This window comes from Bacillus sp. FSL K6-1005 (genome assembly GCF_038000225.1).
GTDB lineage: Bacteria > Bacillota > Bacilli > Bacillales > Bacillaceae > Bacillus > Bacillus mojavensis.
On the sequence record NZ_JBBOBP010000001.1, the window covers coordinates 678989 to 701826 of the forward strand.

The window sequence follows — 22838 nt, forward strand, 5'->3', positions numbered from 1 at the left end:
CTCTTTTTTATTAAAAAAACGCCTGCGCAGTAACGCAGGCGACCATGATATTAACTTATTTCTTTAAGCTGTTGTTTGGGTGTACCGATGAAAAAGGTAAGAATATAGCCGATAATTGCTCCGATAATTCCAGGAATTACCCACCCAATACCAAGGCTGTATAGCGGGAGATTCTCATTTAAAAACGTATTTAGAGCTCCGAGCGAAAAACCGGCTGCTTTAATACCGTCTAAAATACTGAATAATCCTGTGCCGATTAAACATGCAATGTAAACTTCACGTCTTTCTTTAAAGAGCTTATCAATAAATGAAAGAACGATAATGACAATGGCAAGCGGATAAATAGCTGATAAAATAGGAACTGAAAAAGCGATAATTTGAGCAAGCCCGAAATTAGAGATAATCAGGCTGAATAAAGTGACAATGGTAACGACAACTTTATATGATAGTGCAGGGATGAGCTTTGAAAAATACGTGCCGCAGGAAGTGACAAGCCCAACGCTTGTAGTTAAACACGCGACTGTGATAGCTGACCCAAGTACGATATTTCCCAATGAACCGAATAAATAATGGGACGACGCTGATAGTATTTTAGCTCCTTCACCAACAGGTCCGATTGCGTTCGTGCTTGTTGCACCTAGGTAAGCCAGAGAAACATAAATGAATGTCAGCCCTAATGCAGCAATTATTCCGGCTTTAATACAGGCTGCGGCAAGAGCTTTTGATTGTGTAACGCCTCTGCTTTTCACAGCATTTACAACGACAACACCAAATACGATGGAAGCAAGCGCGTCCATTGTTTTGTAGCCTTCCAAAAATCCTTTAAATACCGGTGTACCTGTATATGCTTCTGTAACTGCGCCCAAACCGCCCATTGGCGTGATAATCGCTTTGAGAACAATCACTAAGATAATTGTAAATTTAATAGGCGTGAGAATTTTTCCAATTCGATCCACGACTTTGGTTGGGTTTAGCGCTAAATAGTAAGTAATGCCGAAAAAGATAATTGTAAAAATTAATAAAGACAGTCTTTCAGGAACGCCAGTCAGAAACGGAACTGCACCAATTTCATAAGAAACGGTTCCTGTTCTTGGGATGGCGAATAATGGTCCGATTGATAAATAAAGTACAACGGTAAATACTGTACCGAATGCAGGGTGAGCTTTATCAGCAAGTCCTTTAGCATCCTTACCGGTTAATGCAATAGCAATAATTCCGAGAAGAGGCAGGCCTACCCCGGTCAGTAAAAATCCGCCGATGGCTTTCCAGACATTATGTCCGGCTGCTTGTCCAAGTTCCGGCGGATAAATCATATTTCCTGCTCCAAAGAATAGCGCAAATAGCATGAAACCAATAATAATGGTATCTTTGACAGGCAGTGAGTGTTTCATGAAAATCCTCCTAATAATTATGTTAAAATATTCTGTCAATTAATTGTCAGATAATATGACGAAACGAACAAATCTTATTATATGGTAAAAAATTTAGAAGTCAATACTAGCTTTTTGTAATTTTCTATTAAATTTTGTTATGGTAACATAAATATCATACCTTGTACCGCTTTCATAAAGGAGTAAAAAAAGATGATATATTTAGATAATAGTTCAACGACCAAACCTAATCATGAAGTCTTGAACGTTTATGAACAGACTAGCAGCCGATATTTTGGCAATCCTTCATCTTTGCACCGATATGGAGCCGAAACAGAACAGCTGCTTCAGGCAGCCAAAAATCAAATAAAAAGAGCCTTGGGCCTAAAGAATTATGATATTGTATTTACGTCAGGTGCTACAGAAGCTAATAATGTGGCTTTAAAAGGAGCCGCTTTGTCAAAGATAAAAACAGGCAAACATATCATTGCCACTTCTATTGAACATCCGTCCGTTACTGAATCTTTGGAGCAGCTGACAGAGCTATTCGGGTTTGAAGTAACTTATCTTTCAGTAAATGAAGATGGATTTGTTTCCATTAAGGAGCTGAAAGATGCGATTCGGCCGGATACCGTGCTTGTCAGCATGATGCATGTAAACAATGAAGTTGGCTCCGTGCAGCCGATTGAAGAGGCCGGGGAAGTGCTGAAGCAGTATCCGAACATTCTGTTTCACGTTGATTATGTGCAAGGCATCTTTAAAGTTCCTTTGGCGATTGAGAATGCCGGCATTGATCTTTGTTCAATATCCGGCCATAAATTCCACGGACTGAAGGGGACAGGTGCACTTTTTGTAAAGGAAGGAACGCGTCTTATCCCGCTGATAACAGGCGGCACTCAGCAAAAAGGCATACGTGCAGGAACCGAGCATACAGCAGGTGCGGTTTCACTAGCCAAAGCCATCAATCTTGCGGCTGATGATTATCATCATCACCTTGAAAGAATGGTGGCCGCAAAGGAATTGTTTATGAAAAAGCTGAGTGATTCAGACGGTGTTGTCTTAAATACTCCTCAAAGCAATAGCGCCCCGCATATCATTAATTTTTCTGTGCCGGGCATAAAAGCGGAGGTGCTTTTGCACATGCTGGAGGAAAAGGATATATTCGTTTCAACGACATCAGCCTGCTCGGCAAAGGAACATAAACCGAGCAAAGTCCTGTTACAGATGGGCAAGGGAGAGCAGATCGCCGGAAGCAGCATCAGAATCAGCTTAAACTACAGCCAGACAAGCGATGTGACAGAGCCATTTATGAACGCGCTTGTGCCTGGCATCAAAAAACTAAAAAAAATGATGAGGTAGAACATGAATTACGATCATATATTAATTCGTTTTGGGGAGATATCAACCAAAGGAAAAAACAGAAAAAGTTTTATTGAACGCTTAAAGCAAAACGTCAGGCTTGTCCTAAAAGACTATCCAACATTAAAATACTTTTCTAATCGGGATCGTATGACAATTACATTAAATGGAGTGGACCCTGAGGCTCTTTTTCCTCACTTGAAACAAGTGTTTGGCATTCAAAGCTTCAGCCTGGCTATTAAGTGTGAGAGCCGTCTTGATGATATTAAGACAACTGCCCTGCAGGCGATCAAGGATCAATATCAGCCTGGAGATACATTTAAAGTCGCGACAAAGAGAGCGCATAAACAGTTTGAATTAGATACAAATGAAATGAACGCTGAAATCGGCGGCCATATTTTGCGAAATACAGAAGGGCTGACAGTTGATGTCCGCAATCCAGACATTCCGCTCAGAATTGAAATCAGGGAGGAAGCAACCTTTTTGACGATTCGCAATGAAAAAGGCGCCGGCGGTCTTCCGGTCGGTTCGGCGGGGAAAGCAATGCTGATGCTTTCCGGCGGCTTTGACAGCCCGGTAGCCGGTTTTTACGCTATGAAAAGAGGACTCTCAGTAGAAGCTGTCCATTTCTTCAGCCCGCCATACACAAGCGAACGTGCGAAACAAAAAGTGATGGACTTAGCGAAGTGTCTTTCTCGCTTCGGGGGAAGCATGACGCTTCATATCGTCCCGTTTACAAAGACGCAAGAGCTGATCCAAAAACAAATTCCTGAAAACTATACGATGACGGCAACCCGCCGCTTAATGCTTCAAATTGCCGACAGAATCAGAGAAAAAAGAAACGGGCTCGCGATTATTACGGGGGAAAGCCTCGGGCAGGTAGCGAGCCAGACGCTTGAAAGCATGTACGCGATTAATGCGGTTACGTCTACACCGATTCTGCGTCCGTTAATCGCCATGGATAAAACAGAAATCATCGAAAAATCACGGGAAATCGGCACATACGAAACAAGCATCCAGCCATTTGAAGATTGCTGCACGATCTTTACGCCGCCAAGCCCGAAAACACGCCCGAAAAAAGAAAAAATCGAACACTTTGAGAGCTTTGTGGATTTTGAACCGCTGATTCAAGAGGCGGTTGATCACATTGAAACGATGACATTATATAGCGAACAAGAAGCAAACGATAAATTCGCAGAACTCTTTTAACTAAGAGCCGGCTCCTGTATACAATTACCAAAGATTTTCTGTATGAAGCCATGTGTTTTGACACATTCTATACTCACAAGGAGGTGAGACACATGGCACAAAACAGTCAAAACGGTAACAGCAGTAACCAACTCCTAGTACCAGGAGCTGCTCAAGCCATCGACCAAATGAAATTAGAAATCGCTTCTGAATTCGGTGTAAACCTTGGAGCAGAAACAACTTCTCGCGCTAACGGTTCTGTTGGAGGAGAGATCACAAAACGTCTTGTATCTTTTGCTCAACAAAACATGGGCGGAGGACAATTCTAATTGACAATTTCACATAATGGCTTAAGAGTGGGGCTTTTCCCCACTCTTTTTCGTTTTTTTATAAAAAAGGACCAGCGGCCTATAAAAACCTATGTTTATAGAGCTTGTTTTTAGGCATATCCTTACGGAAACGGCATGTATTTATGTATAATGGGTGGAGAAAGTGAGGAGTTGTTCGTGTTGAAACGAGAAGATTTAATTGCCCCAATGGAATACAATTTAGTTAATGAAATCGAAAAGTTCAGTGCAACTGGACAAAAAACCGCCCTATTATGGGAGGATGAATCAGGCAAACAAAACGCATGGTCGTATGAAAAGCTTATGGAAGAAACAAATAAAATCGGTGCGGCTCTGGCGGATCTTGGATTTAAAAAAGGAGACAAGCTGATTGTAATGGTGCCGCGTGTGCTCGAAGCCTATGCCGTTTATCTGGCTATCCTGAAATCGGGGATGGTCGTTATTCCTTGTTCAGAAATGCTTCGCGCGAAAGATCTTGAGTATCGGATTGAACACGCTGAGGTAAAAGGTGCAATCGTGTATTCAGAATTTATTGGCGCTTTTCGTGATGTCAGTACTGCAGACCGCCTGATTAAGCTGTCTATTGGCGAAAATGATGCCGGATGGAAAAATCTATTAACGATTGATGCGGATGGAAGCCGTTTTCAAACTGCTGATACAACAAGAGAAGATATGGCGTTCTTGTCTTATACTTCCGGAACAACGGGACAGCCGAAAGGTGTTGTACATACACATGGATGGGCATTTGCTCATTTAAAAACATCAGCCGGCGCTTGGCTTGATATTTCTGAACAGGATACCGTATGGGCGACTGCTGCGCCAGGCTGGCAAAAATGGGTGTGGAGTCCGTTGTTGGCGGTACTCGGAAGCGGAGCAACAGGTTTTGTGTATCAAGGCAGATTCAAAGCCGAAAAATATTTAGAACTTTTAAACCGCTACAAAATCAATGTCTTCTGCTGTACGCCGACGGAATACCGCTTAATGGCGAAGGTTGAAGGCTTGGACCGCTATGATCTTTCTGCCCTGCACAGTGCCGTTTCCGCAGGCGAGCCGCTCAACCGTGAAGTCATTGATGTGTTTCAAAAGCACTTCGGCATTAAGGTGCGGGACGGATACGGCCAAACAGAAAGCACGCTTTTAGTCGGTGTCTTAAAGGATATGGATATTAAACCGGGAAGCATGGGAAAACCGACACCGGGAAATCAGGTGGAGATCATCAATGAAGACGGTGAAATCTGCAAAACGGGTGAGGTTGGCGATATCGCTGTTCACCTCAGCACCCCGGCGCTCTTTAAAGAATATTTTAAAGATCCGGAAAGAATGAAAACACAAATTCGCGGCGATTATTTCCTAACAGGAGACAGAGCAAGAAAAGATGAGGATGGTTACTTCTGGTTTGAAAGCCGAAATGACGATATCATTATCAGCTCTGGCTACACGATCGGGCCATTCGAAGTGGAAGACGCGCTCGTGAAGCACCCTGAAGTCAAAGAATGCGCTGTTGTCGCAAGTCCGGATGAAATCAGGGGCTCCATCGTTAAAGCATACGTTGTCCTCCAAGATCACGGAAAACGCAGTGATGAGCTTGTCAAAGTTCTGCAAAACCATGTGAAGACCATTACTGCTCCATACAAATATCCAAGAGAGATTGAATTTGTGGAAAGCCTGCCGAAAACGGCTTCTGCAAAAATCAGACGAGTGGAATTAAGAAAACGTGAAGAACAGCTCAAAGCCAATAAAAAGGCGTAAAGAAAGAGAGTGAACGTGAATGAAGGCGATATGGCACGGCGGTTTCATTTATACGATGCTCGAAGAAGGCCACCAAACGGAGGCTGTTTATGTAGAGGAAGGTGTTATAAAAGGCACCGGCAGCTATGAGAGTCTGAAGAAGAAATACAATTCGCCGGAAACACAAGACATCAGTTTGAATGGAGCAGTCATGTTTCCGGGGTTTGTGGACAGCCATTTGCATCTGATCGGGCATGGAGAAAAACAGCTCCAGCTTGATTTATCTTCCTATACATCTAAAGAAGCTGTGCTGCAGGCTGCGAAGGCAAGAGAAGAGAGCCTGTCTAAAGACGATTGGCTCATTGGAGAGGGCTGGAATGAAAATCGATTCGAGAAGCCGGCTTATTTGACGAAGCATGACCTTGATCCTTTATTCCCAGACAGGCCTGTCTTGCTCAAGCGGGTATGCAGGCATGCAATAGCGGTTAATTCTGCGGCGCTGCAAGCCGCAGGGATTTCAAAAGCCACTCCTGATCCCGATGGCGGCGTGATTGAAAGAGATGCAGACGGCGAGCCGACGGGGCTTCTGTTTGATAAGGCACAGGATCTGATCCTGCAAGCCGTTCCGCCTGTATCTCAGCACTATGTTGATCAGGCGCTTACAGCGGCCATTCAGGATTGCTGGACAAAAGGCCTGACAGGCGGCCATTCGGAAGATTTGTCCTATTACGGCGATGTGTCCGTTCCGATGAAAGCTTATGAGACGGCCGCGGCAAGCGGGAAGTATCCGTTTCGCTGTCATTTGCTCGTTCATCATGAAGCGGTTGATCGGTGGGAGCAAATGAAGAAGCCGTCTGGCCCGTACGTTGAATTCGGTGCCATGAAAATATTTTCTGATGGAGCGCTTGGCGGGAGAACAGCTTTGTTAAAAGAGCCGTATCATGACGATCCTTCCACAAACGGTGTTCAAGTTCATGATGATGAAACACTCAGCCGCCTCGTTCAAAAAGCGAGAGAGAAAGGAATGGAGGTTGCCGTTCATGCCATCGGCGACCTTGCCTTTGAAAAAGTGCTGCAGGCTGTCGAGCAGCATCCGCCAAAAAGAGGCCGGCTTGATCGTCTGATTCATGCTCAGGTGCTGAATGATGAGTTGATTGAAAAAGCAGCAAGGATGCCGATCGCTCTTGATCTTCAGCCTCATTTCGTCGCCAGTGATTTTCCGTGGGTGATTGACCGTCTTGGAGAAGCCCGGATGAAAACAGCCTTCGCTTGGAAAACACTGATCTCTAAAGGCATTTTATGTGCGGGGGGTTCTGATGCTCCGATTGAGCCTGTTGAGCCGCTTCTCGGCATTCAGTCTGCGGTGCTCCGGACAAGCAGCCGCGAACAAAACGGCCCGACCTATAACGAAAGCGAGTGTTTAACAGTATATGAAGCTATCAGGCTTTATACAGCAGGAAGTGCTGAGATCATATGCAAAGAGCAGACACGGGGGAAAATAGCTGAAGGGTATGACGCGGATTTTACCATTCTCAGCGAAGATCCGTTTACCACTGACCCGAAACAGCTTCATCTTTTAAAGATAGAAAAAACCGTTATCAACGGTCAGATTGTATATGAGAATCACCAATAAAAAAGGACAGGGGAATAGCCTGTCCTTTTCATTTTCTATAAAAATGTCCGTTTTACTTTCTCCCAAAAAGAATTGTCCTTTAGTTTCACTGTTTTTATTTTTTTATCAGACAGCTTGATTTCAATCGTTTTCACGTTTCTTGTGCTGAGTGCTTCATTGTCCAAACCGATAATCGGGTGTTCATTTCCGGCTTGCACCACACGAAGCGTCAGCTTTCGCTCAGAGCTGAGGACAAACGGAGAGCCTAGAGTGCGGTAGGTATTATTGTTCAGTGAAGCAAGCTCCGTCACCTGCATGCAGGGAAGTAGCGGATCAACGACGGCTCCGGCCACAGACTTATTATAAGCTGTACTGCCTGTAGGCGTGGAAATAATCATTCCGTCTCCTCTGAACGTTTCGAAGTGCAGATCGTCAATCAGCACATCCATCACAAAGGTTTTAATAATGCTCGATCGAATGGAAACTTCGTTTAAACAATGAAAAGGACTGGTGTGATCTACTGTCACTTCAATCAGCGGGTATTTTCTGACCTCAATTTGTTCAAATGTCATCGCATCCACCATTTTTTCATGCTCATCACTGTTAAAATCACAGTATAAATGAGCTTTCCCCTTTTTGGTGATGCCGACGTATAAGCAGTCGTCACGGAAATTCGTCTTTCTGACCGCCTGCAAAAATGTACCGTCTCCGCCTACACTGGCAATAATATTGGCGTCAGAAGGCTGATTGACAACAGTAAATCCGTTCTCTTCAGCCAATTGTGTTAAGGAACTGACTTGTTTGTTTGTTTCCTGGTCCTGTTTGTGAAAAAAATAAACATTACGGCGATGATCGGTCATATCCCATTTCCCCTTTGCTGTCATATTTAAGTTTTTCTGCCATCCAGTATTTGTGATAAAATACCTTTGGTCATAAGTGTACCATGTTTGCCGGCAGCCCGTTAAGCCGGAGCTTTCTCATTAATGAAACATTTTTTCATTTCAATCGTATAATGAGAGAGTTTGGGGAAAAGGAGGAGAAAAAATGAATGCAAAAAGATGGATCGCATTAGTGATCGCCCTTGGAATTTTTGGCGTGTCCATCATCGTCAGTATCTCAATGAGTTTCTTTGAAAGTGTTAAGGGTGCTCAAACAGACCTTACGTCACTGACAGATGAATCCCAGGAAGTAACGCTTGAAAACGGAAGCCTTTCCAGCAAAATCGCTGTTTTGGAGGTCAGCGGCACCATTCAGGATAATGGTGATTCAAGCAGTCTGCTCGGTTCAGAAGGGTATAACCACCGAACATTCTTGAAAAACCTTGAGCAGGCAAAAGAAGATGATGCGGTTAAAGGGATCGTACTCAAGGTAAACTCTCCGGGAGGCGGAGTGTATGAAAGTGCCGAAATACATAAAAAACTGGAAGAAGTAAAAAAAGAAACAAAAAAACCAATCTATGTGTCAATGGGATCGATGGCAGCTTCCGGCGGGTATTATATCTCAACAGCTGCGGATAAAATTTTTGCGACACCGGAAACCCTGACAGGATCTCTTGGGGTTATCATGGAAAGCGTGAATTACTCAAAGCTGGCTGATAAGCTCGGCATCTCTTTTGAGACCATTAAAAGCGGGGCTCACAAGGATATTATGTCTCCTTCCCGTGAGATGACAAAAGAAGAAAAAAATATCATGCAATCTATGGTTGACAGCTCTTATGAAGGCTTTGTCGATGTCATTTCAGAAGGCCGCGGCCTATCGAAAGCACAGGTAAAGAAAATCGCGGACGGACGCGTGTATGACGGGCGCCAGGCGAAAAAACTGAACCTTGTCGATGAACTTGGATTTTATGATGATACAATTGCGGCCATGAAAAAGGACCATAAAAACTTGAAAAACGCTTCTGTCGTCTCTTACGAGGAAAGCTTCGGATTAGGCTCTCTGTTTTCCATGGGAGCGAACAAGATGTTTAAAAGTGAAATTGATTTTCTGAATATGAGAGAAGTTCTTTCACAATCCGGTTCGCCGAGAATGATGTATCTCTATGCGAAGTAGGAGGGATCAATAATGGATGCGACATATGAAGAGTTAGAGCGCAGCGACCTTGCAGGCCCGGATCAAGCGGAACAGCTCACACACGCATATGCGGGCTTTTGGGTCCGTTTTTGGGCTTTCCTGCTTGATTGGCTCGTTGTGTGGGGATTAAACCATTTAATCGTTTCTCCCATCTTTACTTTACTGGATCTGCCGAAAACATCCGGCATGTTTACCATCTCAGCGTACAGTATTACAACGCTTTTCGTTTATCTGGCATATTTTGCGCTGATGACCAAATACTTCAGGCAAACGCTCGGAAAAATGGTGTTCGGCCTCAAAGTAATTTCTGTCAAGCAGGGCCATAAGCTGACATGGAGCACTGTGATTTTTCGTGAAGTGGTCGGGCGGTATATTGATAAAATTTGGATCTTGTATATCGTCATCGCTTTTTCTCCTAAAAAACAGGGGATTCATGATTATATTGCTGATACAACTGTGGTGCACGAAAAATTATATCGTAAATAACAGATAAACCCGGACCCCGTCCGGGTTTATTTTTTGCTGAATGGGCGATAATGCTTCCTAGAGGAAGTGAAGAATATGGTATATGTGCTGTCAGCCATTCTTATTCTTATAGGTATCGTGCTGCTTCTCAGAATGAAAATTTATGTTGCCGCGGAGTATCTTCATGCTGATGATAATGACAAACTGACCTTGAAAATTACTGCGCTGTTTGGCCTGGTTCGGATTAAAAAAACAATTCCGGCGATTAAGGTGAACAAAGATGACGGAACAGTCGATATCAGACAGAACACAAAATCGAAAGTGAAAAAAAGCAGCAGTAAGAAAAAAATCACGTTTGATGATGTGCAGCAGAGCATCAATAAAATTGAAATGTTTCTGCATCATGTCACTAAGTTAAAAAAAATCAGCGCTTCTTTTATGGCGCATTTGCATATCACAAAACTCGAATGGGTCACAGTCGTCGGGGTTCATGACGCCGCGGTGACAGGTGTGTTAACAGGTGCCGTATGGGGAGTCAAAGGCGGTATTGCAGCTATGCTTCATAACCATTTAGACTTTGTGAATAAGCCTGTTTATGACGTGATTCCATCGTTTCAAGTCCCTGTTTCCAAGACCCATTTTCAGTGTATATTCTTTTTTCGCTTTGGACATGCTATGCTTGCAGCTTTCAAATTCGTTAAGTACGGACGGGAGCTTTCTGTATTAAAGAAGAATCCGTCAGCTCGAATGACTTCAAAGAAAGATTCATCAGTTTAAGGAGGAAGCGTATATGGCAGACCATCCCATCCAAGGTTTAATGAAAACAGCAATGGAAAACCTGAAGGAAATGATTGATGTTAACACAATCATCGGAGATCCGGTTGAAACACCGGATGGAAGCGTGATTTTAACCGTTTCTAAAGTTGGATTCGGATTCGCCGCAGGCGGCAGTGAGTTTGGCGGCAAACCGGCTGTGAAAAAATCGGAAGACGATGAAACAAGAGAGCAGAAACTACCCTTCGGAGGCGGAAGCGGTGGCGGTGTGTCTATTACGCCGATCGCGTTTTTAATTGTCGGTTCAACTGGCATCAGAATGCTTCATTTAGATGAAAATACTCATTTGATTGAGAAAATTCTGGACGCAGCCCCTCAAACACTGGAGCGCATACAGCAAATGTTTAAGAAAAATAACAAGAATCAAAACCAAGGCCAAAATCAAAACCAAATGAACAATATGAATTATTAAAGAAGGGTTAACTGCGGCGGCCGCAGTTAACTTTTTTTTGGCATAAACTTTGCAGTTTGCAAGAAACTTTACTATGATAGAGACATACATATAAAAGGGAGGAATTATAATGGCTGAAATTACATTCAAAGGCGGTCCGGTTACGCTTGTCGGACAAGAAGTGAAAGTAGGAGATCAAGCCCCTGATTTCACAGTGCTGACTAACAGCCTTGAAGAAAAATCGTTAGCTGACATGAAAGGAAAAGTAACGATTATTTCTGTTATCCCTTCAATTGACACAGGCGTTTGCGATGCGCAAACCCGCCGCTTTAACGAAGAGGCTGCAAAGCTTGGGGAAGTCAATGTTTATACAATCAGTGCAGACCTTCCATTTGCACAGGCGCGCTGGTGCGGAGCAAACGGAATTGACAAAGTGGAAACTCTGTCAGACCACAAAGACATGTCATTTGGCGAAGCGTTCGGTGTGTATATAAAAGAACTTCGTCTGCTTGCGCGTTCCGTATTTGTGCTTGATGAGAACGGAAAAGTCGTTTACGCTGAATATGTAAGCGAAGCAACGAACCACCCGAATTATGAAGAGCCGATTGAGGCTGCCAAGGCATTATTGAAGTAAGCAGGTGAAAAAAGCTCCAGGCTGCCGCCGGAGCTTTTTTCATGGCAAGGAGGAACACATTATGCAAAACGATCATGTAGGTGCGGTATACGAGCTGCTGGATGATGCCGCGATTATCATAAAAAATGAATTGCAGATTTCATATATAGAAGCGCTTGCCGAAGCGGGAGAAATGTATTTTCTTCAAAAAACGGATCAGCTGAAGCTGCCGAATGAGAAGGCTGAAAAGCTTAAAGCGCTGCTTGAAAAAGCCAAATTTGACACATATGAGCACGAGTGGGTGCGAAAAGCATTCCAGCTTGCCGTCTTAAAGGGATTAAAGGATATATCCCATCCAAACAGACAAATGACGCCGGACACTATCGGACTGTTTATCAGTTACTTGGTAAATAAGTTTATGGCAGGGAAAAAGGATGTAACACTTCTTGATCCGGCTGTTGGAACGGGAAATCTTCTGTTCACCGTGTTAAACCAGCTGTCAGAGAATACGGCGAAAAGCTATGGCGTAGAAATAGATGACGTGCTTTTGAAAATTGCCTATGACCAGGCGAACCTTCTGAAAAAAGAGCTGGAACTGTTCCATCAGGACAGCCTCGAGCCGCTGTTTATCGATCCGGTTGACACAGTGATATGCGATCTGCCAGTTGGCTATTATCCGAATGACGAGGGGGCAAAAGCCTTTGAACTGAAAGCGGATGAAGGCCATTCCTTCGCTCATCATTTGTTTATTGAGCAAAGCGTCAAGCATACAAAACCCGGCGGCTACCTGTTCTTTATGATCCCGAATCATTTGTTTGAAAGCTCTCAAAGCGACAAGCTGAAGCAGTTTTTCAAGGACAAGGTTCATATTAATGCACTATTGCAGCTGCCAAAATCGATTTTTAAAGACGAAGCCCATGCCAAAAGTATTCTTGTGCTTCAGAAAACAGGTGAAGAGACGAAAGCGCCGAACCAAATTCTGCTTGCGAATCTGCCGTCCTTCTCCAACCAGAAGGCGATGCTCGACATGATGGCACAAATAGATGCGTGGTTTACAAAGGAAAAATAGAAAAATGAAAACAGTTTGAGCTCCGGTCTGAGGAAGCTTAAGCTGTTTTTTTTTGTATGAACATCAGGGGAAAGATAGACGAATTGAATAAGGTTTCAACACACAAAATACGAAAGGAGAAACTGCAGGATGAAAGCGTTAATCAATGTTTAGCGCATAGGTAATGTGTCTGAAAATAACGACTTCTTTTTGTAAGCGTTATCAATACGGAAGTTGACTTGAAAAGCCGACATGACAATGTTTAAATGGAAAAGTCAGATATTTTTCGGGAGAAATTGATGATTTCACCGGGAAAAAAGTACGAAAAACGAAGATGTTGATACAGAGTAAAAAGGAGCGTCAATCATGTCCAAAATTATTGCAATTAACGCAGGAAGCTCGTCTTTGAAATTTCAGCTTTTCGAAATGCCTTCAGAAAAAGTTTTAACGAAGGGCTTAGTTGAACGAATCGGTATCGCCGACAGTGTGTTCACGATTTCTGTAAACGGCGAAAAAAATACAGAAGTAACTGATATACCTGATCATGCGGTAGCGGTTAAAATGCTGCTGAATAAGCTGACAGAATTCGGCATTATCAAAGATTTAAATGAAATTGACGGAATTGGACACCGCGTGGTACACGGCGGAGAAAAATTCAGCGATTCCGTTTTATTAACGGACGAAACAATTCAGGAGATCGAAGATATTTCTGAATTGGCGCCGCTGCACAACCCGGCAAATATCGTTGGAATTAAAGCCTTCAAAGAAGTGCTTCCAAATGTTCCTGCGGTTGCTGTTTTTGATACGGCATTCCACCAAACAATGCCTGAACAGTCTTACCTGTACAGCCTGCCATACGAATACTATGAAAAATTCGGTATCCGTAAATACGGCTTCCACGGCACTTCACATAAATATGTGACGGAGCGTGCGGCAGAGCTTCTCGGCCGTCCGTTAAAAGATTTACGCCTGATTTCCTGCCACCTTGGAAACGGTGCAAGTATTGCGGCTGTTGAAGGCGGAAAATCAATTGATACATCTATGGGCTTCACGCCGCTTGCGGGTGTGGCAATGGGTACACGCTCTGGAAACATCGACCCTGCCCTGATCCCATACATTATGGAGAAAACGGGCCAAACCGCTGACGAAGTACTGAATACATTAAACAAAAAAAGCGGACTGCTTGGCATCTCCGGTTTCTCAAGCGATCTTCGTGACATCGTTGAAGCAACGAAACAAGGAAATGAGCGCGCGGAAACTGCGCTTGAAGTCTTCGCGAGCCGTATCCACAAATACATCGGTTCTTACGCTGCCAGAATGAGCGGTGTTGATGCGATCATCTTTACTGCCGGTATCGGTGAAAACAGCGTAGAAGTCAGAGAACGCGTTCTTCGCGGTCTGGAATTTATGGGCGTATACTGGGATCCTGCGCTTAATAACGTACGCGGTGAGGAAGCGTTCATCAGCTACCCTCATTCTCCAGTAAAAGTTATGATCATTCCGACTGATGAAGAAGTCATGATTGCACGTGACGTTGTTCGTTTAGCTAAATAATGCAAAAAAAGCACATTCTCTTGAATGTGCTTTTTTGTTGAAGCATGATAAAGGTAGACAAAAATACAAAGAGGTGAGCCAATGAGTGTTCAAGAACATAAACAAGAGGCACCCGATATTGTCCGGTGCAAAGTGATTACGGTCAGTGATACGAGAACGGAAGAAACGGATAAAAGCGGCAGGCTGATGATCTCATTTTTAGAAGAAGCCGGCCATCAGATTGCTGCATATGAAATTGTAAAAGACGAAAAGGATGCCCTGCAGCGGGCTGTGCTCGCGGGCTGCATGGATGAGCAAACGGACGCGGTTCTCTTAAACGGAGGGACAGGCATAGCAAATCGGGACGTCACCATTGAAGCCATTACGCCGCTGTTTTCGAAAGAGCTGCCCGGCTTTGGAGAAATATTCAGGATGCTCAGTTATACAGAAGACATCGGCTCCAGTGCAATCATGTCGAGAGCCACAGCCGGCGTTATCCAACATACAGCCGTTTTTTCAACGCCAGGCTCCAGCGGTGCGGTAAAGCTGGCAATGAATAAGCTGATTATTCCGGAGCTCGCCCATGTGGTCAGAGAAATCAGAAAAGACAAGTAAATGAATAAATACTACGAAACTTCACCTGAAAAATGGGTGAAGTTTTTTTAATAAAAGGCTTGAAAAAAAGGAACTTACTTGTTAAAGTGTATACATATATAATGTATTTTTATTAAATATAATTTATTTTTATACAAAAGAAACAGGGTTGAGAGGAGATTTTTATGATGGCAGAACAGAAAAAAGTCGTATTAGCATACTCAGGGGGTCTCGATACCTCCGTCGCGATAAAATGGCTCCAAGAGCAAGGGTATAATGTTATCGCCTGCTGCCTGGACGTCGGCGAAGGCAAGGATTTGGCGTTTGTTCAGCAAAAAGCGTTGGAAGTCGGCGCAACAAATTCTTACGTGATTGATGCAAAAGAAGAATTCGCCCAGGATTACGCGCTGTTATCTTTGCAGGCTCACACGATGTATGAAGGAAAATATCCGCTCGTGTCCGCATTGTCTCGTCCGCTTATTGCAAAAAAATTAGTCGAGATCGCAGAAAAAGAAGAGGCACAGGCGATTGCGCACGGATGCACAGGAAAAGGAAATGACCAGGTGCGTTTTGAGGTATCAATTAAATCTTTGAATCCTGACCTTGAAGTCATCGCCCCAGTTCGGGAATGGCAATGGTCTCGTGAAGAAGAAATCGAATATGCGGCAAGCCGCGGCATTCCGATTCCGATCAATCTTGACAGCCCGTATTCCATTGACCAAAATCTTTGGGGACGCGCAAATGAGTGCGGCATTTTAGAAGATCCTTGGGCCGCTCCGCCAGAAGGAGCATACGACCTTACAGCGCCGCTGGAAAAAACACCGGATACACCGGAAATCATTGAAATCGCATTTGAACAAGGTGTGCCTGTATCCATCGACGGCGTCTCTTACTCCCTTTCTGAATTAATTTTAAAACTGAACGAAATTGCAGGCGCGCATGGGGTCGGACGTATCGATCACGTGGAAAACCGCCTTGTCGGCATTAAATCCCGGGAAGTATATGAATGTCCGGGTGCGATAACACTTATCAAAGCACACAAGGAACTGGAAGATTTGACATTAGTGAAAGAGGTCGCGCACTTTAAACCGGCCATCGAACAAAAGCTGTCAGAAATCATTTACAACGGCTTATGGTTCTCGCCTTTAAAAGACGCGCTCCACGCTTTCTTAAAAGAAACGCAAAAACACGTTACAGGCATCGTTCGCGTGAAGCTGTTTAAAGGCCATGCCATTGTAGAGGGGCGTAAATCAGAATACTCTCTATATGATGAAAAGCTTGCAACATATACAAAAGACGATGCGTTTGACCACCATGCGGCAATCGGATTTATCGAGCTTTGGGGACTTCCGACAAAAGTGAACAGCATCGTGAAAAAGAAGGAGCAGATTAAAGCATGAAGAAGCTTTGGGGAGGCCGATTCCAAAAAACACCTGAAAAATGGGTCGACGAATTCGGCGCGTCCATATCATTTGACCAACATTTAGTCACTGAAGACATTACAGGGTCTCTCGCACATGCTGCCATGCTGAAAAAATGCGGTATCCTGACAGAAGAAGAAGAGATGAAAATCCGTGAGGGACTGAAAACCCTTTTGCAAAAAGCAGAAGACGGGGCATTAGAGTTCTCAGTTGATTATGAAGATATTCATTTAAACATTGAGAAAATGCTTATTGACGAAATCGGCCCTCTCGGCGGCAAGCTGCATACCGGAAGAAGCCGGAATGACCAGGTGGCAACTGACATGCATTTGTACCTGAAAAACCAAGTCGCCCATATTATCGAGCTGATAGAGGCATTCCAAGGTGCGCTCATTGATAAAGCAGAAGTAAATGTTGAAACCATTTTGCCGGGCTACACTCATCTTCAGCGCGCCCAGCCGATTTCATTCGCTCACCATCTGCTTGCGTATTTCTGGATGCTGGAGCGCGACAAGGAACGTTTTCAGGATTCAATGAAGCGGATCAACAAATCTCCGCTCGGCTGCGGAGCGCTCGCGGGTACCACCTTCCCGATCGATCGTGAGTATTCAGCAGAGCTGCTCGGCTTTGATTCCATTTATGAAAACAGCCTCGACGGCGTCAGCGACAGAGATTTCATTTTGGAATTTTTAAGCAACAGCAGCATGCTGATGATGCACCTTTCCCGTTTCTCTGAAGAAATCATTCTGTGGTGCTCCCAGGAGTTTAAATTCATCGAGCTAGACGATACGTATGCAACAGGAAGCAGCATGATGCCGCAGAAGAAAAACCCGGATATGGCTGAGCTGATTCGGGGCAAAACGGGGCGCGTATACGGTGACATGATGGGGCTGCTTACGATCATGAAAGGCCTTCCGCTCGCTTATAACAAAGACCTGCAGGAAGATAAAGAAGGCATGTTTGACACGGTGAAAACGGTCGAAGGCAGCCTGCAAATCTTCACAGGTATGATTCAAACAATGACTGTTAACAAAGACGTCATGAAGCAAGCGACAAAACAAGACTTTTCAAATGCGACCGAACTGGCTGATTATTTAGCGAAGAAAGGAATGCCATTCAGAGAAGCGCACGAAGTGGTCGGAAAGCTTGTGTACACATGCATCGAAAAAGGAATCTTTTTAAGTGACTTGCCGTTTGACGATTTTCAGAAGGCGAGCGATCTCTTCGAGGATGATATATACACTGTTTTGGACCCTTATCATGCGGTCGAAAAAAGAATGAGCGCAGGAGGCACGGGCTTCAAACAAGTAGAGCAGGCACTTGTAAAAGCGAAAGCTTGCGTGGCAGCCGGAGTTTGTTAAAATTTCCTTCATAAAATCCCGTCATAACAGCCAACCTACCTCTATAATGATGGGAGGCAGAAGGATGAAAAAAGAACCGGAACGCTATATTTATGATGAACAAGAAAGCCAGGAGACAACAAGGCTCATTTCCGAAGCATATCAAAGCGGTTATGTGGATATCCCGGATCAAGAGCCTTCATCTTCTGCGGAATAAGCTGTCTGTTAAAGACAGCTTTTTTTGTATGGCAAAGTGTAAAAAGTGATATTGACGGCCTTTTATAGTAAAGTAGAAGAAGAAACACTTTATTGAAAAGCGGCGACGTTGCTTTGGGAGGTATTGATGTGCGACATGCTTTAATTACTGCCGGTTCGAAGGGATTAGGCCGCAAAGTGACTGAAACATTGCTTGCAAAGGGGTATTCAGTAACAGTGAATTACAGGCAGGATGAAGAGGCTGTCAGCCGCCTGAAGGAAGCCTGTCCTGACTATCTTGACCGGCTGCAATTTGTAAAAGGTGATGTCACCAAAAAAGAGGATTTGCTGCGCATAGCAGACGCTGCCTTGGACCGTTTCGGGAGAATCGACTTTTTGATTAACAACGCGGGGCCATACATATTTGAACGAAAAAAGTTAGCCGATTATACCGATGACGAATGGTACGGTATGCTGGAAGGAAATTTAAGCGCTGTCTTTCATTTATTCAAAGCAGTTATTCCGGTCATGAGAAAACAGCAATTCGGGCGTATCATCACGTACGGATTTCAAGGCGCGGCACACGCACCGGGCTGGCTTCACCGCTCCGCGTTCGGCGCCGCAAAAGTGGGGTTGGCTTCTTTAACAAAAACAATTGCGATAGAAGAAGCTGAATCGGGAATAACCGCTAATATGGTTTGCCCGGGCGACATTGTCGGCGACATGAAGGAAGCGTCAATAGAGGAAGCCAGACAGCGTATCGGCAAAGAAAAAACGCCGATAGGAAGATCAGGCACCGGTGAAGATATCGCCAGAATCATTGCCTTTTTGTGCGAAGAGAACTCAGACCTGGTGACAGGAACTGTGATTGAAGCAACCGGGGGCCTCAATGTCATTAACAAGAATCAATCCACATAAGTTTTTCAGCATCTTAAAAAGGGAAAATGAAATCACCAAATACAAAGTGACGAGGTGAAGGAAATGAAAGTAACGTATCACGGACATTCTGTAGTTGCAGTAGAAACGAATAATCATCATATTTTATTTGACCCGTTTTTGACAGGAAATTCGTTAACCGATTTAAAACCTGAGGATGCAAAAGCGGACGCTATCTTATTGACTCACGGCCACAATGACCACGTGGGCGACACTGAGCAAATCGCAAAGCAAAATAACGCACTGGTTGTGGCACCGAATGAGCTGGCCGTATATTTGGGATGGAAAGGGTTAAATGTTCACCCCATGCACATCGGCGGCTCCCATCAATTTGATTTTGGGAAAGTGAAGCTTACACAGGCCTTTCATGGATCTGCCATCACTGACGAAGAAAATAAAACGATCACCTACACAGGCATGCCATCCGGTATTCTGCTGACTGTTGAGGGCAAAACGATCTTCCACGCCGGCGATACGGCTCTTTTCTCTGACATGAAGCTGATCGGGGAACTGAACCATATTGATCTTGCCTTCTTGCCGATTGGCGACAACTTTACGATGGGGCCTGAAGACGCCAAGCTAGCTGCAGAATGGCTGCGTGCAAAACAAGTTGTACCGGTTCATTACAATACATTCCCGGTCATCGAGCAAGACCCGGAAGCATTTGCAGACAGCCTGCCGGGCGGAGTCGGAAAAGTCATGGCCGTCGGTGAAACGATTGAGCTTTAAACGCTGAAAGCATCTCCTGAAAATCAGGAGATGCTTTTTATTTTCCTGCCTCATTGCGAATCAATCATCCGAGCCCTTATAATAAAAGCAGAAGACTGTCCCTTAGAGGTGAAAGGTTTGGCAACTAAGCATGAACAAATTTTAACATATATTGATTCGCTGCCCGTAGGTGAAAAAATCTCTGTGCGGAGAATCGCAAAGGAAATGAAAGTAAGCGAAGGCACGGCGTACAGAGCGATCAAGGAAGCAGAGAATAAAGGCTTTGTCAGTACGATTGAACGTGTCGGAACAATCAGAATTGAACAAAAGAAAAAAGAAAATATCGAAAAGCTTACATATGCTGAGGTTGTAAACGTCATAGACGGACAAGTGCTCGGAGGCCGGGCGGGGCTCCATAAGACATTGAATAAATTTGTCATCGGCGCAATGGAGCTGGACGCGATGATGCGGTATACGGCAGCCGGGAATCTTTTGATTGTCGGAAATCGAATCAATGCACACAGACAGGCACTTGAGGCAGGCGCCGCTGTACTCGTAACGGGCGGATTTAACACAGATGACAGCATCGTGCAGCTGGCAGATGAGCTTGAGCTGCCGATTTTATCCACGAGCTATGACACCTTTACAGTCGCCGCTATGATTAACCGGGCGATTTATGACCAGCTGATCAAAAAAGAAATCGTTCTGGTGGAGGACATTTTAACGCCCGCTGACCGTACGATATATCTTTCACCTAAGGATAAACTTGAAAAATGGTACGAGAAAAATTTTGAAACGGGCCATGGGCGGTTCCCGGTTGTCGACGAACAAATGAAAATCCACGGGATCTTGACTTCGAAAGATATCGCAGGTCACGACCGGAATGCACCCATTGAAAAAGTCATGACAAAAAATCCGGTTACGGTTATTGGAAAAACGTCTGTCGCCTCAGCGGCGCAAATGATGGTATGGGAAGGGATCGAAGTGCTCCCCGTCACTGACGGACACCAAAAGCTGATTGGCATGATCAGCCGCCAAGACGTGCTGAAAGCTCTTCAAATGATTCAAAAGCAGCCTCAAGTCGGGGAAAAGCTTGATGATATTGTCTCAAGAGGATTTAAAGATGAGGATGATGATAAACAGGATCAGATTGTTTATCAGTATGAAGTAACACCGCAAATGACAAATCAGCTGGGGACGATTTCTTATGGCGTGTTTACGACCATTTTGACGCAAGCGGCCAATCGGTTTTTGCGCTCGAAAAAACGCGGCGAACTAGTGATAGAAAGCATCACCATTTTCTTTTTGAAGCCTGTGCAGATGGAGTCGGTCATCGAAGTCAAGCCGCGCATTTTAGAGGCTGGAAGAAAGTTCGGAAAAATGGAAGTTGAAGTGCACAGCCAAGGCCATATCGTGTCTAAAGCAATGCTGATGGTTCAGCTGATGGAAAGAAGCTAAGGGACGTCTGAGGCGCCCCTTACGCGTGATCTCTTTCAGCTTCTTTGGCGTGAAGGGGATTGTAATGGCTGTAGGCTTTATAACCTGCCCATGCGCTTCCGGCTCCGATGACGATAAAGATCCCGCCGATTACTAACGTTAAAACTGAATGGAATAATATCATTTGATTGAGTCCGTAAAACAGCACCAGCGATCCTAATGCCATGCTGGATTTTGCTGAAAAGATTTCTTTTTCCAAAGATTGCTTTGTCCGTACGCCTTTTACTTTATAGTACACATAAAAGCAGGCTGAAAGCCCAATCAAAAAAACAAGAACCAGCATAAATGAAATCCTCCATCGTAAAAGTTTACAAACCCATTCTATACAAAAACGGGCTTGGTTTTGATGTTATTTTTCTTTTCCGTCGGCAGAGAATGTGATTTAATGAAAAAAAACAATAAAGGAGTATCAAATGAAAACAGAATTGATCAGAACCATATCATTATATGACACGATTATCTTACATAGACATGTGCGCCCTGACCCGGATGCCTACGGATCTCAGTGCGGACTTACGGAAATCCTGCGTGAAACGTATCCTGAAAAAAATATTTTTGCGGTCGGCACGCCAGAACCGTCCCTTTCTTTCTTATATACCCTCGATGAGGTGGACGATGAAACATATAAAGGCGCCCTTGTGATCGTCTGCGATACGGCAAATCAGGAAAGAGTCGACGATCAGCGTTATTTATCAGGCGCCAAACTAATGAAAATCGACCACCATCCGAACGAAGATCCTTACGGCGATCTTCTGTGGGTCGATACGAAAGCAAGCTCAGTAAGTGAAATGATTTACGAGCTGTATTTAGAAGGAAAAGAGCACGGCTGGAAGCTGAATACAAAAGCCGCAAAGCTGATCTATGCCGGCATTGTCAGTGATACCGGACGCTTCTTATTTCCCAATACAACGGAAAAAACATTACAATATGCAGGCGAGCTTATTAAGTATCCGTTCTCTTCTTCAGAGCTGTTTAATCAATTGTATGAAACAAAACTGAATGTGGTGAAGCTTAACGGCTATATCTTTCAAAATGTGTCTTTGTCTGAAAATGGCGCTGCTTCTGTTTTCATCAAAAAGGACACTCTGGAAATGTTCAACACAACAGCTTCTGAAGCGTCGCAGCTTGTCGGGACGCTTGGAAATATCTCAGGCATTCGCGCATGGGTGTTTTTCATAGAAGAAGACGATCAAATCAGAGTCAGATTCCGTTCAAAGGGGCCTGTTATTAACGGACTCGCCCGGAAATATAACGGCGGAGGGCATCCTCTGGCTTCAGGCGCCTCCATTTACAGCTGGGATGAAGCGGAACAGATTTTAGCTGATCTGGAGACGTTATGTAAAGAACACAAGTAGAGGGGAGACCCTCTCTCTTAGTGTTCATCTGTGACGGGGATGAACCAGCAGCCGAACTCAGTAAGGTCCTCGTAGACTTGGAGATTATGAGATTGAAGTTCTTTTTTGATGAGGGAAGCGAGTGAGTTTGTTTCGGCATATGCAGAAAAACCTTGTCTGAGTCGGGCTGCTTGATCTTTTGCTAATTGACGGTCACTGTAAACCTCCATTTCCCTTCCTCCTCCTTTCGCT

The 22838-nt window shown here is 44.3% G+C and carries 24 protein-coding genes; 20 read left to right on the forward strand and 4 right to left on the reverse strand.

What is annotated here, in order from left to right:
* Positions 1 to 50 precede the first annotated feature (50 nt).
* Positions 51 to 1391, reverse strand: coding sequence for a branched-chain amino acid transport system II carrier protein (gene brnQ / locus NST16_RS03410; protein ID WP_010335308.1), 1341 nt, complete (start codon positions 1389 to 1391; stop codon positions 51 to 53).
* A gap of 192 nt (positions 1392 to 1583) precedes the next feature.
* Between brnQ and NST16_RS03415 the strand changes: the two genes are divergently transcribed.
* The 5 genes from NST16_RS03415 to NST16_RS03435 all read left to right on the forward strand — a co-directional run bounded on the left by NST16_RS03415 (position 1584) and on the right by NST16_RS03435 (position 7625).
* The gene (locus tag NST16_RS03415) at positions 1584 to 2729 is read left to right on the forward strand and encodes a cysteine desulfurase family protein (protein WP_268472230.1); all 1146 of its coding nucleotides are present in this window, start codon (positions 1584 to 1586) and stop codon (positions 2727 to 2729) included.
* Between the two features lie 3 nt (positions 2730 to 2732).
* Positions 2733 to 3938 carry a tRNA uracil 4-sulfurtransferase ThiI gene (thiI, locus tag NST16_RS03420; RefSeq protein WP_010335307.1) on the forward strand — a complete coding sequence of 402 codons (1206 nt, stop codon included), beginning with the start codon at positions 2733 to 2735 and terminating at the stop codon, positions 3936 to 3938.
* A 92-nt stretch (positions 3939 to 4030) separates the two neighbouring features.
* Positions 4031 to 4246, forward strand: a complete 216-nt coding sequence (locus NST16_RS03425; RefSeq protein ID WP_010335306.1) for an alpha/beta-type small acid-soluble spore protein — start codon at positions 4031 to 4033, stop codon at positions 4244 to 4246.
* A gap of 177 nt (positions 4247 to 4423) precedes the next feature.
* Positions 4424 to 6013 (forward strand): acyl-CoA synthetase MbcS, encoded by a 1590-nt coding sequence (gene mbcS, locus NST16_RS03430; protein WP_168748520.1) that lies wholly within the window; start codon positions 4424 to 4426, stop codon positions 6011 to 6013.
* A gap of 19 nt (positions 6014 to 6032) precedes the next feature.
* Positions 6033 to 7625, forward strand: a complete 1593-nt coding sequence (locus NST16_RS03435; protein ID WP_340883925.1) for an amidohydrolase — start codon at positions 6033 to 6035, stop codon at positions 7623 to 7625.
* Positions 7626 to 7660: 35 nt separating this feature from the next.
* Here NST16_RS03435 and NST16_RS03440 read toward each other — a convergent pair whose 3' ends face one another.
* The gene (locus NST16_RS03440; RefSeq protein WP_010335303.1) at positions 7661 to 8464 is read right to left on the reverse strand and encodes an NAD kinase; all 804 of its coding nucleotides are present in this window, start codon (positions 8462 to 8464) and stop codon (positions 7661 to 7663) included.
* Positions 8465 to 8648: 184 nt separating this feature from the next.
* On the opposite strand from NST16_RS03440, the gene sppA reads away from it, so the two are divergent.
* The 14 genes from sppA to NST16_RS03510 all read left to right on the forward strand — a co-directional run bounded on the left by sppA (position 8649) and on the right by NST16_RS03510 (position 21213).
* Positions 8649 to 9656, forward strand: coding sequence for a signal peptide peptidase SppA (gene sppA, locus NST16_RS03445; protein WP_268448330.1), 1008 nt, complete (start codon positions 8649 to 8651; stop codon positions 9654 to 9656).
* A 12-nt stretch (positions 9657 to 9668) separates the two neighbouring features.
* The gene (locus tag NST16_RS03450) at positions 9669 to 10163 is read left to right on the forward strand and encodes an RDD family protein (protein ID WP_340883928.1); all 495 of its coding nucleotides are present in this window, start codon (positions 9669 to 9671) and stop codon (positions 10161 to 10163) included.
* Positions 10164 to 10238: 75 nt separating this feature from the next.
* Positions 10239 to 10919 (forward strand): DUF2953 domain-containing protein, encoded by a 681-nt coding sequence (locus tag NST16_RS03455; RefSeq protein WP_268505258.1) that lies wholly within the window; start codon positions 10239 to 10241, stop codon positions 10917 to 10919.
* A gap of 13 nt (positions 10920 to 10932) precedes the next feature.
* Positions 10933 to 11388 carry a GerW family sporulation protein gene (gene ytfJ / locus NST16_RS03460; protein ID WP_168748516.1) on the forward strand — a complete coding sequence of 152 codons (456 nt, stop codon included), beginning with the start codon at positions 10933 to 10935 and terminating at the stop codon, positions 11386 to 11388.
* A 109-nt stretch (positions 11389 to 11497) separates the two neighbouring features.
* Positions 11498 to 12001, forward strand: a complete 504-nt coding sequence (gene tpx / locus NST16_RS03465) for a thiol peroxidase (protein ID WP_229146499.1) — start codon at positions 11498 to 11500, stop codon at positions 11999 to 12001.
* Between the two features lie 61 nt (positions 12002 to 12062).
* Positions 12063 to 13049: a class I SAM-dependent methyltransferase gene (locus NST16_RS03470; RefSeq protein WP_029441388.1), complete on the forward strand. Its 987-nt coding sequence runs from the start codon at positions 12063 to 12065 to the stop codon at positions 13047 to 13049.
* A gap of 345 nt (positions 13050 to 13394) precedes the next feature.
* The gene (locus tag NST16_RS03475) at positions 13395 to 14582 is read left to right on the forward strand and encodes an acetate kinase (protein WP_010335295.1); all 1188 of its coding nucleotides are present in this window, start codon (positions 13395 to 13397) and stop codon (positions 14580 to 14582) included.
* Between the two features lie 81 nt (positions 14583 to 14663).
* The gene (locus tag NST16_RS03480; protein WP_340883932.1) at positions 14664 to 15176 is read left to right on the forward strand and encodes a MogA/MoaB family molybdenum cofactor biosynthesis protein; all 513 of its coding nucleotides are present in this window, start codon (positions 14664 to 14666) and stop codon (positions 15174 to 15176) included.
* A gap of 167 nt (positions 15177 to 15343) precedes the next feature.
* A complete protein-coding gene (locus NST16_RS03485; RefSeq protein ID WP_333512101.1) occupies positions 15344 to 16555 on the forward strand; it encodes an argininosuccinate synthase in 1212 nt (403 codons plus the stop codon).
* Positions 16552 to 17937 carry an argininosuccinate lyase gene (argH, locus tag NST16_RS03490; protein WP_340883936.1) on the forward strand — a complete coding sequence of 462 codons (1386 nt, stop codon included), beginning with the start codon at positions 16552 to 16554 and terminating at the stop codon, positions 17935 to 17937. Before NST16_RS03485 ends, argH begins: the two co-directional genes overlap by 4 nt.
* 64 nt (positions 17938 to 18001) lie before the next feature.
* Positions 18002 to 18133 carry a hypothetical protein gene (locus tag NST16_RS03495; RefSeq protein ID WP_010335290.1) on the forward strand — a complete coding sequence of 44 codons (132 nt, stop codon included), beginning with the start codon at positions 18002 to 18004 and terminating at the stop codon, positions 18131 to 18133.
* Positions 18134 to 18261: 128 nt separating this feature from the next.
* The gene (locus tag NST16_RS03500; RefSeq protein ID WP_010335289.1) at positions 18262 to 19029 is read left to right on the forward strand and encodes an SDR family oxidoreductase; all 768 of its coding nucleotides are present in this window, start codon (positions 18262 to 18264) and stop codon (positions 19027 to 19029) included.
* A gap of 63 nt (positions 19030 to 19092) precedes the next feature.
* The gene (locus NST16_RS03505; protein WP_010335288.1) at positions 19093 to 19776 is read left to right on the forward strand and encodes a metal-dependent hydrolase; all 684 of its coding nucleotides are present in this window, start codon (positions 19093 to 19095) and stop codon (positions 19774 to 19776) included.
* Between the two features lie 117 nt (positions 19777 to 19893).
* Positions 19894 to 21213: a CBS domain-containing protein gene (locus tag NST16_RS03510; protein ID WP_168748513.1), complete on the forward strand. Its 1320-nt coding sequence runs from the start codon at positions 19894 to 19896 to the stop codon at positions 21211 to 21213.
* Between the two features lie 19 nt (positions 21214 to 21232).
* Here the strand turns inward: NST16_RS03510 and NST16_RS03515 are convergent, their stop codons facing one another.
* The gene (locus NST16_RS03515) at positions 21233 to 21535 is read right to left on the reverse strand and encodes a YtpI family protein (RefSeq protein WP_010335286.1); all 303 of its coding nucleotides are present in this window, start codon (positions 21533 to 21535) and stop codon (positions 21233 to 21235) included.
* Between the two features lie 130 nt (positions 21536 to 21665).
* On the opposite strand from NST16_RS03515, the gene nrnA reads away from it, so the two are divergent.
* On the forward strand, positions 21666 to 22607 hold the full coding sequence (nrnA, locus tag NST16_RS03520; protein WP_340883944.1) for a bifunctional oligoribonuclease/PAP phosphatase NrnA: 942 nt from the start codon (positions 21666 to 21668) through the stop codon (positions 22605 to 22607).
* A gap of 17 nt (positions 22608 to 22624) precedes the next feature.
* Here nrnA and NST16_RS03525 read toward each other — a convergent pair whose 3' ends face one another.
* Positions 22625 to 22816 (reverse strand): hypothetical protein, encoded by a 192-nt coding sequence (locus NST16_RS03525; protein ID WP_010335284.1) that lies wholly within the window; start codon positions 22814 to 22816, stop codon positions 22625 to 22627.
* Between the last annotated feature and the right edge of the window lie 22 nt (positions 22817 to 22838).